The organism is Rhodococcus sp. Chr-9 (genome assembly GCF_000801125.1).
Lineage (GTDB): Bacteria > Actinomycetota > Actinomycetes > Mycobacteriales > Mycobacteriaceae > Rhodococcus > Rhodococcus pyridinivorans.
The window spans coordinates 230115-245771 of the sequence record NZ_JTIZ01000089.1; the positions used below are offsets into that span (position 1 = coordinate 230115).

Below are 15657 nucleotides of genomic sequence, written 5' to 3' on the forward strand. Positions count from 1 at the left end.
TCGAGAAAGACGCACACAACCTCCCTCATCTCGCCGGTCCGGTGGACTCGCGGACGACGAGCTGCGTCGGGAGCACGAGTTCGTCGGCCACCGCGACCCGCTCGTAGGCCTGCCGGGCGAGCATCTCGATGGCGCGCGCCCCGGCGTCCTCGGTGCGTTCGGCGAGCGTGGTGAGCGACGGCCGGCACAGGTCGGAGCCGAAGATGTTGTCGAATCCGACCACGCTCACGTGCTCCGGGACGGACACCCCGCGTTCCCGCATCCGGCGCAGCACCCCGATGGCGAGCATGTCGTTGTGGCACACCACCGCGGTGGCACCGGCCGCCACGGCGGCGTCGGCCGCGGCGGCACCGCCACCGAGCGTCGGCGAGTAGGGGCCGAAGCGACGCACCGCGATGCCGTGAGCCTGCGCCGCGGCCTGCAGACCGGCCCAGCGCCGCGCTCCCGACCACGACTCGGGCGGACCGCCGAGGAACAGCAACGAGCGGTGCCCGAGCGACGCGAGGTGGTCGACGATCTGCCGCGTGCCCGTCTCGTAATCGGCGACAACGCAGGAGATTCCGCGGATCGCCCGGTTCACCAGGGTCACGGCGTCGAATTCGGCGACGCGCCGCAGCTCGTCGTCCGGCATACGGGCGGCCGCCAGGACGAAACCGTCGACGGCCGGCCCCAGCCGCCGGATGATGTGCGCTTCGGTGGTCGCGCTCTCCTGGGTGTCGGCGAGGACGAGGGTCCGGCCGGAGGCGACGGCGGCGCGTTCGGCCCCCTTGATCACGCCCGAGAAGAAGGGGTTCGTGATGTCGGGGACCAGCAGCGCCAGGGTGTTGGTGCGTCCCGATTCGAGGGCGCGGGCCGCGGGGTTGGGTGCGTAGCCGAGCCGGTCGGCGACCTCGAGGATGTGGTCGCGAGTGGCGGCGTTGACGCGACCGGGCTTGGTGAACGTGCGCGAGACCGTCGACGCCGCGACCCCTGCCTCGCGGGCCACATCGGTGATGGTGGCGCGTTTCCGTGAACGCGGAGAGGCCGACATACGGACAGTATGGCAAAAAAAATGGCAAACGATTGTCGTGGGCTGCGCCACACCCATAACGTCCGTGTATCCGATACTGAAGACCCACCCCCCGAGGCATCCGATGACTGAAAACACCACGGTGCAGCGCACGCCCCGCAAGGCGGCCCTCGCCGCGTGGAGCGGCAGCGCACTGGAGTACTACGACCTGGCGATCTACGGTACCGCCGCTGCGCTCGTCTTCCCGAAGATCTTCTTCCCCGAGGGCAACCAGGCGGTCGCGACCGTCGCGTCGCTCGCGACCTTCGGCGTCGCCTACGTCGCGCGCCCCTTCGGCTCCGTCCTGATGGGCCACATCGGCGACCGCTTCGGCCGCAAGCTGATCCTCGTCGGCACGCTGCTACTGATGGGTGTCTCGACCTTCCTCATCGGCTGCCTGCCGACCTACGGACAGGTCGGCATGATCGCGCCGATCCTGCTGGTCGTGCTGCGGCTGCTCCAGGGGCTGTCCGCCGCGGGTGAGCAGGCCGGCGCGAACTCGATGTCGTTCGAACACGCCCCCGACGACAGACGCGGTTTCTTCACCAGCTGGACACTGAGCGGCACGCAGGGCGGCCAGGTGCTCGCACCTCTGATGTTCCTGCCCGTGATCGCGCTGCTGTCCGAGGAGCAGTTGCAGTCGTGGGGCTGGCGCGTGCCGTTCTGGATCAGCGCCGTGATCGTGCTGGTCGGTTTCCTCATCCGGCGCAGCCTCGACGAGACCCCCGAGTTCCACGCCGAGAAGGCGCACGACGAGGCCCCCAAGGCACCGCTGGCCGTGCTCTTCCGCCACCATTGGACCGGCGTCCTGCGCGTCTTCTTCGCGGCCTTCATCGCCATGGTCAACACGGCCTTCCAGGTGTTCGCCCTCAACTTCGCCACAGCCGACGAGTACGGCATCGGCATCAGCGACACCACGATGCTGTGGCTGGCGATCGTCGCCAACATCATCGCCGTGGGCACCATCCCCATGTGGGCCCTGCTGTCCGACCGCATCGGTCGCAAGCCGGTCTTCGTCTCCGGCCTGATCGGCAGCGCCGTGATGGTGACGGCCTTCCTGTGGTCGATCTCGCGGGGCGACGTGCCGCTCGTGCTCATCACCGGAATCCTGCTCGCCGGCGTGATCTACAGCATGCCGAACGCGGTGTGGCCCGCCACCTACGCCGAGTACTTTCCCACCAGCGTCCGCCTGTCGGGCATGGCGATCGGCACCCAGTTCGGCTTCGCGCTCGCCGGTTTCACCCCGGCCATCGCCGGCTCGCTCATGGACGGCAACGCCGACAACTGGTACCGCGTGGCCCTGTTCTGCGTCGGCGCCGTCGCCATCTCGCTGATCGCGGTGGCCACCGGACCGTCCGGAACCCACAAGATCCCCACCCGTGAGATCGGCCTGCTCCCCCACGATCGGAACACCGCGCCGGTCCCCGCCGGAGCGGCATCGTGAGTGCTCGTCCGACGATCGCCGTTCTCAACGGGCCCAATCTCAACCTGCTCGGCACGCGCGAACCTCATCTCTACGGCACCGCGACGCTGACGGACATCGAGAAGTCGTGCCGCCGCACCGCCGACGACCTGGGCTTCGACATCGACTTCCGGCAGAGCAACCACGAGGGCGAACTCATCGACGCCGTCCACGAACTCCGCGAATCGGCAGCCGGTTTCGTCGTCAACGCCGCGGCCTACACGCACACCTCGGTCGCACTGCACGACGCGCTCGTGACCGTCGCGGCACCGATCGTGGAAGTGCATTTGACCAACGTCCACGCCCGCGAGGAGTTCCGGCACCGTTCGTTCGTCGCTCCCGTCGCGAAGGCCGTGATCGCCGGATGCGGCCCCGACGGATACGAGTTCGCCGTCCGTCACCTGGCCGCACTCGCACTCGATACCGAGAAGAAGGAAAGCTCCCGATGACCACCGCAGCGCCCGCACGTACGTCCTTCCTGCTGGGCCTGTTCGGCGCCGGGATCGGCGGTTCGCTCACCCCGGCCATGCAGGAACGGGAGGGCTTCGCCTCGGGACTGAACCTGACCTACCGCCTCGTCGACGCCGAGCGCCTCGGCTACGGCGCCGAGAACCTGGCCGAGATGCTCGACTGGGCACAGCGTTTCGGCTTCGACGGGCTCAACATCACGCACCCCTTCAAGCAGGTCGTCATCCCCCTGCTCGATGAGTTGTCCGACGACGCCCACGATCTCGGCGCGGTCAACACGGTGGTGTTCCGGGACGGTCGCGCACTCGGCCGCAATACCGACTGGTCCGGCTGGGGGCGCGCGTTCCGCCGCCGGCTGCCCGAGGCCGTCTCCGACCGCGCCGTGCTGGTCGGGGCCGGCGGTGCCGGTTCGGCCGTCGGGTACGCGCTGCTCGAACAGGGCTCCGCGCACGTGTCCATCGTCGACGTCGACGTCGAGAAGGCGCAGGCCTGCGCGACCCGCCTGGCCAAACGCTTCGGCGACGACCGGGTCCGCGCGACCACCGATCTCGCCGGCGCTCTGGCCTCGGCGCAGGGTCTGGTCAACGCGACCCCCACAGGCATGACCGGCCACCCCGGCCTGCCCGTCCCCGCCGAGCTCGTCCGCGAGGACCTGTGGGTCTCCGACGTCGTGTACTTCCCGCTCGAGACCGAACTGATCCACCTCGCCCGCTCCCGCGGATGCCGCGTGGTGCCCGGTGGCGGCATGGCCGTCTTCCAGGCCGTGGGTGCCTTCGAGTACTTCACGGGCGTCGAACCCGACGCCGAACGAATGGTCCGACACTTCGAGGAGCTGACCAGCTGATGCGCCGCGGAATCGCCACCGTCTCGCTCTCCGGTGTTCTCGCCGACAAACTCGACGCGATCGCCGCCGCAGGATTCGACGGGATCGAAATCTTCGACAACGACCTCATCGCGTCGCCGCTGTCACCCGCCGAGGTAGCGCGGCGCTGCGCCGATCTCGGTCTGTCGATCGACCTGTTCCAGCCGATCCGCGACATCGAGGGCGTCGACCCGCGGCGATTCCCCCACGTCCTGCACCGCGTCCGCCGCAAGCTCGAGGTGATGAACGAGCTCGGCGCAACGACCTTCCTGGCGTGCTCGAACGCGCTGCCGACCGCGATCGACGATCCGGAACTGTCCGCCGAACAGCTGCGCGCCGTCGGCGATCTCGCCGCCTCGCACGGGGTCACCTTCGCCTACGAGGCCCTCGCCTGGGGACGCCACGTCAACCGGGTCGGGCAGGCGTGGAATCTCGTCGAACGCGCCGACCACCCGGCCGTGACGCTGGCCGTGGACACCTTCCACATGCTCGCGCGCGGCGACGACGGACGCGCCCTGGCCGGCATCCCAGGCGAACGCATCGGCTTCCTGCAGGTCGCCGACGCCCCGGTGCTCGACATGAACGTCCTCGAATGGAGCCGCCACTTCCGGTGCTTCCCTGGGCAGGGCATGCTCGACGTCTCGGGGGTGGTCGCGGCCGTGCTCGACGCCGGTTACGACGGTCCGCTCTCGCTCGAGGTCTTCAGCGACGTGGTGCGCGAAGCGGATCCGCATGTGACCGCGCGCGACGCGATGCGGTCGCTTCTGTTCCTCGAGGACCGGCTCGGTGCGCGGGTCACCGGGCCCGCACGCGAGAAGGTGACGGTCGCACCGCCGCTTCCGGCGCACACCGACGCGGCGTTCGTCGAACTCGCCGACCCCGACCGCACCGACTACCCGGCGCTGCTCACCGGACTCGGATTCCATGTCGCCGGCCGGCACCGCAGCAAGCCCGTCGTGTGGTGGCGCAACGGCGGCGCGAACGTCGTCCTGAACGAGGAGCCCGCGCCGGGCCCCGCCGCGACCGCGCTGGGTCTCGTCGCCCCCGACGTCGCCGCGGTGGCCGAACGCGCCGCCAGCCTGTTGTGGCCCGCGGTCGACCGCACCCGCGGGGAGGGCGAGGCGGGCCTGCCGGGCATCACCTCCCCCTCCGGCCTGCACGTCTTCGTCAGTGCCGAGGCGGGGCAGACCGACGACTGGCACAACGACTTCGTGGCCGACGGCGCCCCGGGCACTTTCGTGTCCGACGACGCCGCAGTCACTCCCCCGGCCGACGAGGGATGGCTCGGTCTCGACCACGTCGACGTGACGGTCGCGGCGGACGACCTGAACCAGGAATTGTCGTTCTTCCGCACCCTGTTCGGACTGCGTCCGGAGGACCCCGAGGAGTACATCCAGCCGCAGGGCCGCCTGCGTATCCGCGCCCTGCGTGCGGAGAAGGGGGACCTGCGGGTCGCGTTGAACGTCTCCGAGACCGGTGCGGCGCCACAACCGCACGGGGTGACCCAGCTGGCCTTCGCCACGGCAGACGTCGTCGACTCGGTGCGCCACGCGCGTGCACGCGGTGTGGAGTTCCTCCGGCCACCCGCGAACTACTACGCCGACCTCGATGCGCGGTTCGCGCTCGACCCCGCGTTGCTCACCGCCCTGCAGAGCAACGGCCTGCTCTACGACCGCAACGACGACGGCGGTGAATTCCTGCACGCCTACACGTTCCCGGCGCAGGGCGGATTCCAGGTCGAACTCCTCGAACGGCGTGGTGGCTACACCGGATACGGCTCCCCGAACGCCCACGTCCGGCTCGCCGCGGCCGCCCGCGCGGGGTCAGCGGTCACGTAACCACGCCACGATCTTCGCGACGGTGTCGTCGTTGTCGCGGATCCAGCCGTTGTGGCCCAGGGCCCGCGGATTGTGCCACCGGGTGATCTCGGTGGACGGCAGCTTCTCGAGCAGGTGCTGTGCGGACGCGACGGGGGTGAGTTCGTCGCCGTCGATCGTGATCGACAGGACGGGAAGCGTGAGCCGCCCGATCCGTTCCTCGTAGTCGATGTCCGCGCCGGCCGGTTCGAACCGGCCGGTGCGGGCCAATCGTGCCCAGTCGGAGATCAGGGCGCGCGACTGCCGGCCGAAGCCGGCGACGTCGGTCCGGTCGCCGGGCCAGAACCCGGCGACCGCGGCGGTCAGCGACATCGCCGTCGATCCGAGCCACAGTCCCGGGCCGCGGACGCCGCCGTGGTGCCGGTAGTAGGGCGTGCCCGACGCGACGAGGATCAGCCCGCCGAGCCGACCGCGGATGCGCGCGGCGTAGAGCGCGCCGAGCTGCCCGCCCATGGAGTGACCGAGCAGGTACGGCGTCGAGTCGGGAAAACGTTCCCGCACCACCTCGAAGACGGCGGGGAAATGCGTCGCGACGATCTCGTGGTAGCCGTACGTGCTGTCCGGTCCCGGCCTCGGACGGCTGTCGCCCTGGCCGGCCAGTTCACAGATCGCCGCGTCGAATCCGTGGTCGGTGATCGCCTGCGCGAACGGCTCGTAGTAACCGGCGGGAATACCGAGGCCCGGGACGACGACCACGACGGCGCGGGAGGCGTCGCGGCGTGTCTCGTGCTCGTGGTCGGGTCCCGCGAAGAGGCGCACCGGGGCCGTGGTGCCCCCGGGAAGCTGGATCGGTACGGTCTCCACCGGCCCAGACTAGGCCGATCCGGACGCGGCGGGTGCCGGTTTCCCCAGTGTCCCTGCCACCCCGAGTCCGGAATTCAGGGTCGGGATGGGGGTCGTGCCCGGATGTGCTCGGGCCGGGTCGCGGCGGACGATCGAAATGTCCGGTCCAGCACCCTTTCGGAGGAACCCATGCGTACTCTTGTCACCCGCTCCCGTCTCGCGACCGCCGCCGTCCTGTCGCTCGGCACCGCCGCAGTACTGCTCGGAACAGGAACTGCCACAGCACAACCCGCGCCCGGTGTGGTCGGCTCGAGCGAGCAGGCCGCGGTCGCCGTGCTCGCCGCGGAGGGTGTGCCGTACTCGATCGTCAACCGGTCCGGTTCCGCCGGCGGCGACTGCACCGTGACCGCTCAGCGCGACCGGGGATACCGGACCGAGGTCGAGTACGAATACGACAGTGACGACAACGAGTTCGATCGTGTCGAACGTCAGGTGTGGCGCGGGGTCGGCCTGACGGTCGTGTGCCGCTGACGCCTCCCTGCGGTCAGTCCAGACCGAACCGCGCTCCCGCAGAGCTTCCCGCATCTGTTCCCTGCTCCCGAGCGCGCCGGGCGACGCGAAGCGCCCGAGTACACGTTCGACCCAGCTCTCCGCCAGACCCTGATCGCGGTAGAAGCCCGAGATCTCCTCCTCATCGGCGGCGAGGCCGGCATCCCGTTCCTCGGTCGAGTACTGCTCGCGATGCAGCACCACGTCCTGGCCCAACCGCGGCTTGACCTCCGACTCCACCTCGGGATCGGGACGGCCCACCACCAGCCCGACCACAGCGAAACTGTGGTCGGGCAGAGCCAGTTCTGCGGCCACGTCACGCGGATGGTTGCGGATGGCCCCGATGTAGACGGTGCCGAGGCCGAGCGATTCCGCGGCGAGCACCGCATTCTGTGCGGCGAGCGCGGCATCGACCACCCCGAGCAGCGCGGACTCCACGTAGTCGACGTTGACGAGATCCTTGTCGTGCTGCTCGGCGACCCGCGCCGCCCGGGCGAGGTCGGCCACCCACACGAGCAGCAGTGGAGCGTCACGCACCGCCGGCTGGTTGCCGGCGAAAGTCGCGATCCGGGCGAGCCGGTCGCGGTCGGTGACGGCCACGACGCTCCACAACTGCAGGTTGCTCGAGCTCGCGGCGGACGAAGCCGCGGCCACGATCGCGCGCAGATCGTCCTCGGAGACCGCTTCGGGAAGGAACTTTCGCACGGAGCGATGCGCCAGTTGGAGAGCGATGACGTCGTTCCACGCGCCGGAGCCACCGCGTCCGGCCACCTGCTCGGCGGCCCGGGTGCCGTACCTGCGGCGCAGTGCGGCGAGCTGTTCGTCCAGGACGACGTCGGTCATGACGGGAGATCTCCTTCTGATCGGCAGTACCGACGGTCGAGTCTGCCTCCTCGCGCCCCGGTCGCCGAGCATTGCCCTCAGCGTGATTTCTGCGTTGTTCGGGCCGGCTCGTCCGACCGACCCCGAGACGAAGATCAGGGTGAAGATCCGGGCCGTTCCCGGATGTGCCGAGGCCGTTACGGCGACAGGATGAATACATGAACTTCGAGAACCAGGCTCCCCGTCCCTTCACCCGCTCCTCGTCCCAGCGCATGCTCGGTGGTGTGTGCGCCGGACTGGCCGAGTACTTCAACGTCGACCTCAACCTCGTGCGTGCAGGCGCAGTCCTCGCCGCCTTCGTCACGGGCGGCACCGCCGTGTTGCTCTACCTCGCCCTGTGGATGCTGATCCCCGACGCGTGAGATTCGGATTGTTTCGAATTCCACGCGACCGGAGCGCGCAAATGGTAAGGGAATGACCTCGGATCCGAATCGCGCGCTTCGACGGCGTCAATGCTCCTGATACTTCGTTACACATATGCGATTCCAGCCGTCGAACGAGTGCGAATAGAGCAGATTTCGTTATCTCGTCGTGCGAGTTCGCCACGACTGTGTAACACTCGTATTGCGCCTGATGTTGGGGCGCAAAGGGAAGAGAGTGGCAGCAGCGCTGTCGAAGAACCGAAGGGAGACAACATGCTGGATCTTCTGCTTCAGCTCGTACAGGTCGGCTTCGAGGGCATCCGTGACGTTCTCGGAATCCTCGGAACCGGAAGCGTCGAGGTCGGCGGTTCCGTGGGCGGCGCCGGAGTGTAATGCTCCTTCGATAGGGGAATCGGAGGGTTTCCCCATCGAATTGCTGACGAGTTCGGCCGCAGCGTACCGCGCTGCGGCCGAACTCTGTCCGAATTGCAAGTTACGAATTACAATCCGACGGCCTCGGCAATCATGGGCCATGAATTATGTAGATCCTCCTGCCAATAACCCCAGGAGTGCGTGCCGGTCGGACGAGACTCGATATGGGCAGGAATATCGAGTTCTTCGAGCCTTTTCGCCAATCGCAGAGTGCACTGATGCACGGCTGCTTCGATGACGCCTCCGACGACCACCTGATTCATCAGCGCTTCGGGATCGCCGTCAACCGTCGGTGATTCGAGGTTGTCGTATTTACCGGGTAATCCCGTAGCAGACGATATGTACAATGCGATGCCACGTAGACGCTCGGCGTGCACGTAAGCATCGTTCATACTCCAGGCCGGGTTGCTGGAGGACCCCCACATGTTTTCGACGTCCGCACCGCCCTTGGCTTCCACCACCGTACGTACGTAGAAGCGACCCAGATTCGTACTTGTTTCGGCACAACCACTGTAGGCGGCCACCGCTCGGTACAACTTCGGTTCGGCAACGGCCAGGCTCAGAACGGATGTGCCACCCATCGAGAGTCCCGCGATCGCATTCACGCCGCTGGTACCGAAGGTCTCGTCGATGATGGGGGGCAGTTCGCGGGTGAGGAAGGTGGTCCACTTGTTGCGTCCGAGCACCGGATCGTCGTGCAACCAATCGGTGTAGTAGCTGAACGCACCGTCCAGCGGCGTAACCAGGTTGATGTTCTTGTCATCGAAGAAGTCGTCGACGTCTGTCTCCGAATGCCAGGTCGCGGCGCCCTCTTCCCCTCCGGTCGATCCGTTGAGCAGGTACAGCGTCGGGCGTGGCTCCGAGTCGTCGGCAGCAGTACGGACCCTCACCGAGACGATTCGGTCCATCGAAGCCGAATAGACACGGACGATCGAGTTCCGATCGGTTCCTGCTTCGATCGACGACAGAGCCGAGACCGGCTCGGCCGAGCCGGGTGCCGGCGCGGCTACGGCAACGAGCGTTCCTACGGCCACCGCGCCGAGCACTCGTGGAAACCACTCCAAACCCACTGAAATACCTTCCGAACCACGTCACCCGCGGTGGACCACCGAATGGTGAACCCACCTGCACCAGGAACAACGTACCGATACACTCTGTATGCACGCAAGCCACGCAAACCGGTCGATACCGGCCGCGACAACACCCGCGATAGTCCTGTCCGTTCGAGGCACGAGAACGAAGCCCGACCCCACCGAAGTGGGGCCGGGCCTCGTCTGACTCAGGGGCGGATCAGAAGTCCATGCCGCCCATGCCGCCGGTCGGGTCGCCCACGGGAGCGGCGGCCTTCTCCGGCTTGTCGGCGACGACGGCCTCGGTCGTCAGGAACAGAGCCGCGATCGACGCAGCGTTCTGCAGCGCCGAGCGGGTGACCTTGACCGGGTCGTTGATGCCCGCTTCGAGCAGGTCCTCGTAGTCGCCGGTCGCAGCGTTGAGGCCGTGGCCGGCCTCGAGGTTGCGGACCTTCTCGGCGACGACGCCGGGCTCGAGGCCGGCGTTGAATGCGATCTGCTTCAGCGGCGCCTCGAGAGCGACCTTGACGATGTTGGCACCCGTGGCCTCGTCGCCCTCGAGCTTGAGGTCGTCGAGAACCGGAGCGGCCTGCAGCAGGGCCACGCCACCACCGGCGACGATGCCCTCTTCGACGGCAGCCTTCGCGTTGCGGACGGCGTCCTCGATGCGGTGCTTGCGCTCCTTGAGCTCGACCTCGGTCGCGGCACCGGCCTTGATGACGGCGACGCCGCCGGCCAGCTTCGCGAGGCGCTCCTGCAGCTTCTCGCGGTCGTAGTCCGAATCCGACGCCTCGATCTCGGCGCGGATCTGGTTGACGCGACCGGCGATGGCGTCGGGATCGCCCGCGCCCTCGACGATGGTGGTCTCGTCCTTGGTGACGACGACCTTGCGGGCCTGGCCGAGCACCTCGATGCCGGCGGTCTCGAGGGAGAGGCCGACCTCTTCGCTGACGACCTCGCCACCGGTGAGGATGGCGATGTCGGCGAGCTGGGCCTTGCGGCGGTCGCCGAAGCCCGGAGCCTTGACGGCGACCGACTTGAAGGTGCCGCGGATCTTGTTGAGGACCAGAGTGGACAGAGCCTCGCCCTCGACGTCCTCGGCGATGATCAGCAGCGGCTTGCCCGACTGGATGACCTTCTCGAGCAGCGGCAGCAGGTCCTTGACCGTGGAGATCTTGGAGCTGACGAGCAGGATGTAGGGATCCTCGAGCACGGCCTCCTGACGCTCTGCGTCGGTGGCGAAGTAGAGGGAGATGTAGCCCTTGTCGAAGCGCATGCCCTCGGTCAGCTCGAGCTGGAGGCCGAAGGTGTTGGACTCCTCGACGGTGATGACGCCTTCCTTGCCCACCTTGTCGATGGCCTCGGCGATGAGCTCACCGATCGCGGGGTCGCCGGCGGAGATGCCTGCGGTGGCGGCGATCTGCTCCTTGGTCTCGACCTCCTTGGCGGTGTCGAGCAGCTTGGCGGTGACGGCCTCGACGGCCTTCTCGATGCCGCGCTTCAGGCCGAGGGGGTTGGCGCCCGCAGCAACGTTGCGCAGACCCTCGCGGACGAGCGCCTGGGCGAGCACGGTAGCGGTGGTGGTGCCGTCACCCGCGACGTCGTCGGTCTTCTTGGCAACTTCCTTGACCAGCTCGGCGCCGATCTTCTCGTACGGATCCTCGAGCTCGATCTCCTTGGCGATGGACACACCATCGTTGGTGATCGTGGGGGCGCCCCACTTCTTCTCGAGAACGACGTTGCGACCCTTGGGGCCCAACGTCACCTTGACTGCGTCGGCGAGGCTGTTGAGGCCCCGCTCGAGGCCGCGACGGGCCTCTTCGTCGAACGCGATGATCTTGGCCATTGCGAAGTGATCCTCCGGGTATGGGGGTGACACCGGAGCGATCGCTCGTCGGATCGCTCCATGTACGCCTTCGGCCGGAAGCAGTGCCCGCGACGGACGACCAGGGGTGTCGAAAACCCGGTCTCACCCTACCGACCTGGCACTCACGTGTTGCGAGTGCTAAGTGCATTTTTAGCACTCGGGGGTGGCGAGTGCAAGACTACCGGCACCTGCCACCCCCGTCACGAAGTCCGCGAAAGACCGACTACACGGTCGTCCGGATCATCGGTGCCGCGCTCGCTCAACGCGGCGTCGAACCGACCCCCACGGCGCACCACTGTCCCGTCGCGGTGTTGACCGCGAACGACTGGGCTCCGACGCACGTGACGCCGGTGGTGTCGGCCGTGGCGCCCGACCCGTAGCCGGCCACCGACAGGGTCGTCGCCGGACCCTGAGCCCACGAGTGGCTCAGTCCGCCGCCGAGCGCGTAGGCGAACGACCGGCCGCCGTCACGGGCTGCACTGAGCGCCGTGCCGAAGCCCGTCGCGTGGGCTTCGGCGGCACCGGCCGACTCGGCGACCGACACCGCGGTGCCGCTGTCGGCGGCATACGCGCGAGCGAAGGCGTCCTCGGCGGTGGCGCCGCAGCTGGCGGTATCGGACACCAGGATGTCGTTGGCAGAAGGAGGCGACACACAGGTCACCGGCGCCGCTGCGGCGGTACCCCCACCGAACAGCGCGGCCGAGGCCACACCGACGGCGACGAGTACACCGGCCCGGAACGAACGGCGCGCGGTGAGAACGGATCGGAAGGAACGAATGGACAAGAACGGGCTCCTCTGCACTGGAGTGCCTCTTCGCGAAAGGCTGCGTCTGCGCGAACTGGGGAACGAGCGCCCCGCGCGAACGGGGGGCCGGCGCCCCGGCGGTAGGGTACCGATCACATGCGTCTCACGCGAGACCGCCTGTCACAGACTGTCGAGGAGCCCCGGGAGAGCGGCGACGGAGTCGATGACGTGGTCGGGACGATCGACCGCCAGGTCCAGGACGGATTGCCGAAACTTTCCGGTACGCACCAGGATTCCCGTCATACCGAGGCGTTGCCCCGGGACGACCTCGCCCGCGATGTCGTCGCCGACGACCACCATCCGATCCGGTTCGACACCCATCCGCTCCGACGCGACGAGGAAGCCGCGCAGCGACGGCTTGCCCACCGCCACCACCGACCGGCCGGTGAGCTCCTCGAGTCCGGCCAGGTAGACCCCGGTGTCGATGCGCAACTCGTCGGCGGCCTGCCACGCGAGCGCCCGGTGCATCGCGACCACCGGAACGTCCTCGAGCATCAGTTCGGCGACGCGACTCATCGCCCGGTGCGTGAAGGCATCCCCCGCGCCACCGAGGATCACCACTTCCGGATCGTCCTCGTCCAGCACGAGACCGTCGAGATCCGCGGCGATGTCGCCCTCGTTGAGGACCCAGCAGCGCAGACCCGGATAGGTCTGCCGGACGTGGTCGACGGTGAGGGACACCGCGGTGACGATCTCGTCCGGCGACACCTCCATCCCGAGATCGGTGAGCCGCTGCGCGATCTCGGCGCACGTCCGGGAGGTGGTGTTGGTGAGGAAGGCGCGGCGGACGCCGTCGGCACGCAGTCGTGCCAGGACATCCGCCGCGCCCGGGACGGGCTGCCACTCGGTGACGAGCACGCCCTCGATATCGAACAACACCCCGTCTACACGCGTCATGCATCGAGCCTATCCGCGTGCGTGCCTACGGCGACAGGCTCGGCTCACACGCTTCCGGCGAGACGCTCGGCGAGCAGGCGGGTGAACCGCGCCGGATCCTCCACCTCGCCACCCTCGGCGATCAGCGCCATGCCGTGGAGCAGCTCGGCGACGTCGGCGAGCGAGGCGTCGTCCGGACGCTGTTCCCGGGCCGTGCGCAGACCCGACACGAGCGGGTGATCGGGGTTGAGTTCCAGGATCCGCTTGACCCGCGGCACCGGCTGACCGGACGCCTTGTACATCCGCTCGAGGGCGGGCGACATGCTGAAGGTGTCGCCGACGATGCACGCCGGGGAGGACGTCAGGCGCGACGAGAGCCGCACGTCCTTGACCTGCTCGTCGAGGGTCTCCTTCATCCACGACAGCAGGTCGCCGAACTCCTTCTCCTTCTCCTCGCGTTCGGCTTCGGCGGCCTTCTTCTCGTCCTCGGTACCGAGGTCGACGTCGCCCTTGGCGATCGACTGGAAGCGCTTGCCCTCGAATTCCGGAACGGAGGTCACCCACATCTCGTCGACGGGGTCGGTCAGGAGCAGCACCTCGATGCCCTTGTCGCGGAACGCCTCCATGTGCGGGGAGCTCTCGAGCAGCTGCCGCGACTCGCCGGTGAGGTAGTAGATCGCGTCCTGGCCGTCCTTCATGCGCTCGACGTAGCCGGCGAGCGTGGTCTGCTCCTCCTCGCTCGCCGTCGAGTCGAACGACGAGATCGCCAGCAGCGTGTCGCGGTTGTCGGTGTCGGAGATCAAACCTTCCTTGACGACCCGGCCGAACTCGCGCCAGAACTTCGTGTACTTCTCGGGTTCCTTCGTGGCCATGTCCTTGACGGTCGCGAGGACCTTCTTCGTCAGGCGGCGGCGGATGGCCCGGATCTGCCGGTCCTGCTGCAGGATCTCACGAGAGACGTTGAGCGACAGGTCCTGCGCGTCGACCACACCCTTGACGAAACGCAGGTACTCGGGGACGAGATCCTCGCAGTCGTCCATGATGAACACGCGCTTGACGTACAGCTGCACGCCGGTGCGCCGTTCGCGGGCGAACAGGTCGAAGGGCGCGTGCTCCGGGATGAACAGCAGCGCCTGGTACTCGAAGGTGCCCTCGGCCTTGAGCGGGATGACCTCGAGCGGCTCGTCCCAGGCATGGGCGATGTGCTTGTAGAAGTCCGTGTACTCCTCCTCGGAGACCTCGTCCTTCGAGCGCGCCCACAACGCCTTCTGCGAGTTGAGGGTCTTGGTCTCGAAGGTCACCTCGTCGGTGCCGTCCTCCGACTTCGTGGTGCGCGAGACCTCCATGCGGATCGGCCACGCGATGAAATCCGAGTACTTCTTGACGATCTCCTCGAGCTTCCACTGCGAGGTGTAGTCGAACAGGTGGTCCTCGGCATCCTCGGGCTTGAGATGCAGGACCACCGAGGTGCCCTGGGGCGCGTCGTCGACCTCGGCGATCGTGTAGGTGGATTCGCCGCTGGACTCCCAGCGCGTACCGGTCTTCTCCCCGGCCTTGCGGGTGACGAGCGTGACCTTGTCGGCGACCATGAACGACGAGTAGAAGCCGATACCGAACTGGCCGATCAACTCCTCGGAAGCGGCGGCGTCCTTGGCCTCGCGCAGCTTCTGCCGGAGTTCGCCCGTGCCGGACTTCGCGAGGGTGCCGATGAGATCGACGACCTCGTCGCGGTTCATGCCGATGCCGTTGTCGCGCACGGTCAGGGTGCGCGCATCCTTGTCCACCTCGAGCTCGACGTGCAGGTCGGAGGTGTCGACGTCGAGATCCTTGTTTCGGAAAGACTCCAGCCGGAGCTTGTCCAGGGCGTCCGACGCGTTGGAGATCAACTCGCGCAGGAAGGTGTCCTTGTTCGAGTAGATCGAGTGGATCATCAGATCCAGCAACTGCCGCGTCTCGGCCTGGAATTCACGCTGTTCGACGTTCGTACTCATTCCGGGTTCCCTTTCCACAAGCAGAACTTCCCCGGGAATAGTAAGCCGTCCGCGAGTCCGGCCCGTTCGCGCTTCCGGGTCCATGATGGAGGTGCAGACTTCGTCGTTCACAGGAGGTTGCGATGACGGTTCGTCGGACAGTGGTCGTCGGTGCGGGCATCGTGGGTCTGTCCACCGCGTGGTTTCTGCAGGATCGAGGCATCGAGGTCACGGTGCTCGATCGGGTCGGCGTGGCGGGTGACGCCTCGTGGGGCAACGCCGGGTGGCTCGCGCCGGCACTGACCCTGCCGCTACCCGAGCCGGGGGTGCTGCGTTACGGCTTN

13 protein-coding genes and 2 pseudogenes are annotated in these 15657 nt (G+C 67.7%); 7 read left to right on the plus strand and 8 right to left on the minus strand.

Going from position 1 to position 15657, the window contains the following annotated elements; translation table 11 throughout:
* Positions 1-25: 25 nt before the first annotated feature.
* Positions 26-1030, minus strand: a complete 1005-nt coding sequence (locus QR64_RS13100) for a LacI family DNA-binding transcriptional regulator (RefSeq protein WP_019291129.1) — start codon at positions 1028-1030, stop codon at positions 26-28.
* 103 nt (positions 1031-1133) lie between these two features.
* Between QR64_RS13100 and QR64_RS13105 the strand changes: the two genes are divergently transcribed.
* From QR64_RS13105 to QR64_RS13120, 4 genes are read left to right on the plus strand one after another with little or no spacing between them, the layout of a single operon-like run.
* The gene (locus tag QR64_RS13105) at positions 1134-2492 is read left to right on the plus strand and encodes an MFS transporter (RefSeq protein ID WP_039585457.1); all 1359 of its coding nucleotides are present in this window, start codon (positions 1134-1136) and stop codon (positions 2490-2492) included.
* Entirely contained in the window at positions 2489-2959 is a 471-nt protein-coding gene (gene aroQ, locus QR64_RS13110) for a type II 3-dehydroquinate dehydratase (protein WP_006553614.1), read from the plus strand. Before QR64_RS13105 ends, aroQ begins: the two co-directional genes overlap by 4 nt.
* Entirely contained in the window at positions 2956-3822 is an 867-nt protein-coding gene (locus tag QR64_RS13115) for a shikimate dehydrogenase (protein WP_019291127.1), read from the plus strand. The genes aroQ and QR64_RS13115 overlap by 4 nt, the downstream gene beginning before the upstream one ends.
* Positions 3822-5678 carry a sugar phosphate isomerase/epimerase and 4-hydroxyphenylpyruvate domain-containing protein gene (locus tag QR64_RS13120; protein WP_039585459.1) on the plus strand — a complete coding sequence of 619 codons (1857 nt, stop codon included), beginning with the start codon at positions 3822-3824 and terminating at the stop codon, positions 5676-5678. Before QR64_RS13115 ends, QR64_RS13120 begins: the two co-directional genes overlap by 1 nt.
* Here QR64_RS13120 and QR64_RS13125 read toward each other — a convergent pair.
* Positions 5664-6521, minus strand: a complete 858-nt coding sequence (locus QR64_RS13125; RefSeq protein ID WP_039585461.1) for an alpha/beta fold hydrolase — start codon at positions 6519-6521, stop codon at positions 5664-5666. The two genes, QR64_RS13120 and QR64_RS13125, sit on opposite strands and share 15 nt — an antisense overlap.
* 168 nt (positions 6522-6689) lie before the next feature.
* On the opposite strand from QR64_RS13125, the gene QR64_RS27820 reads away from it, so the two are divergent.
* A complete protein-coding gene (locus QR64_RS27820; RefSeq protein ID WP_006553618.1) occupies positions 6690-7031 on the plus strand; it encodes a hypothetical protein in 342 nt (113 codons plus the stop codon).
* 27 nt (positions 7032-7058) lie between these two features.
* Here QR64_RS27820 and QR64_RS27825 read toward each other — a convergent pair.
* Positions 7059-7892: pseudogene (locus tag QR64_RS27825) on the minus strand (NADPH-dependent oxidoreductase); the annotation flags it as partial.
* A gap of 197 nt (positions 7893-8089) precedes the next feature.
* Here QR64_RS27825 and QR64_RS13135 point away from each other — a divergent pair.
* On the plus strand, positions 8090-8293 hold the full coding sequence (locus tag QR64_RS13135; RefSeq protein WP_039585463.1) for a PspC domain-containing protein: 204 nt from the start codon (positions 8090-8092) through the stop codon (positions 8291-8293).
* A gap of 500 nt (positions 8294-8793) precedes the next feature.
* Here the strand turns inward: QR64_RS13135 and QR64_RS13140 are convergent, their stop codons facing one another.
* The 5 genes from QR64_RS13140 to htpG all read right to left on the minus strand — a co-directional run bounded on the left by QR64_RS13140 (position 8794) and on the right by htpG (position 15334).
* A complete protein-coding gene (locus tag QR64_RS13140; RefSeq protein WP_039585464.1) occupies positions 8794-9795 on the minus strand; it encodes an alpha/beta hydrolase in 1002 nt (333 codons plus the stop codon).
* 220 nt (positions 9796-10015) lie between these two features.
* A complete protein-coding gene (gene groL, locus QR64_RS13145; RefSeq protein ID WP_006553623.1) occupies positions 10016-11641 on the minus strand; it encodes a chaperonin GroEL in 1626 nt (541 codons plus the stop codon).
* Between the two features lie 280 nt (positions 11642-11921).
* Positions 11922-12446 carry a DUF6764 family protein gene (locus QR64_RS13150; protein WP_016691625.1) on the minus strand — a complete coding sequence of 175 codons (525 nt, stop codon included), beginning with the start codon at positions 12444-12446 and terminating at the stop codon, positions 11922-11924.
* Positions 12447-12587: 141 nt separating this feature from the next.
* On the minus strand, positions 12588-13364 hold the full coding sequence (locus QR64_RS13155; RefSeq protein ID WP_024101800.1) for an HAD-IIA family hydrolase: 777 nt from the start codon (positions 13362-13364) through the stop codon (positions 12588-12590).
* Positions 13365-13408: 44 nt separating this feature from the next.
* On the minus strand, positions 13409-15334 hold the full coding sequence (gene htpG, locus QR64_RS13160; protein ID WP_039585466.1) for a molecular chaperone HtpG: 1926 nt from the start codon (positions 15332-15334) through the stop codon (positions 13409-13411).
* A 122-nt stretch (positions 15335-15456) separates the two neighbouring features.
* Here htpG and QR64_RS27830 point away from each other — a divergent pair.
* Positions 15457-15656, plus strand: a pseudogene (locus tag QR64_RS27830) (FAD-dependent oxidoreductase); the annotation flags it as partial.
* Between the last annotated feature and the right edge of the window lies 1 nt (position 15657).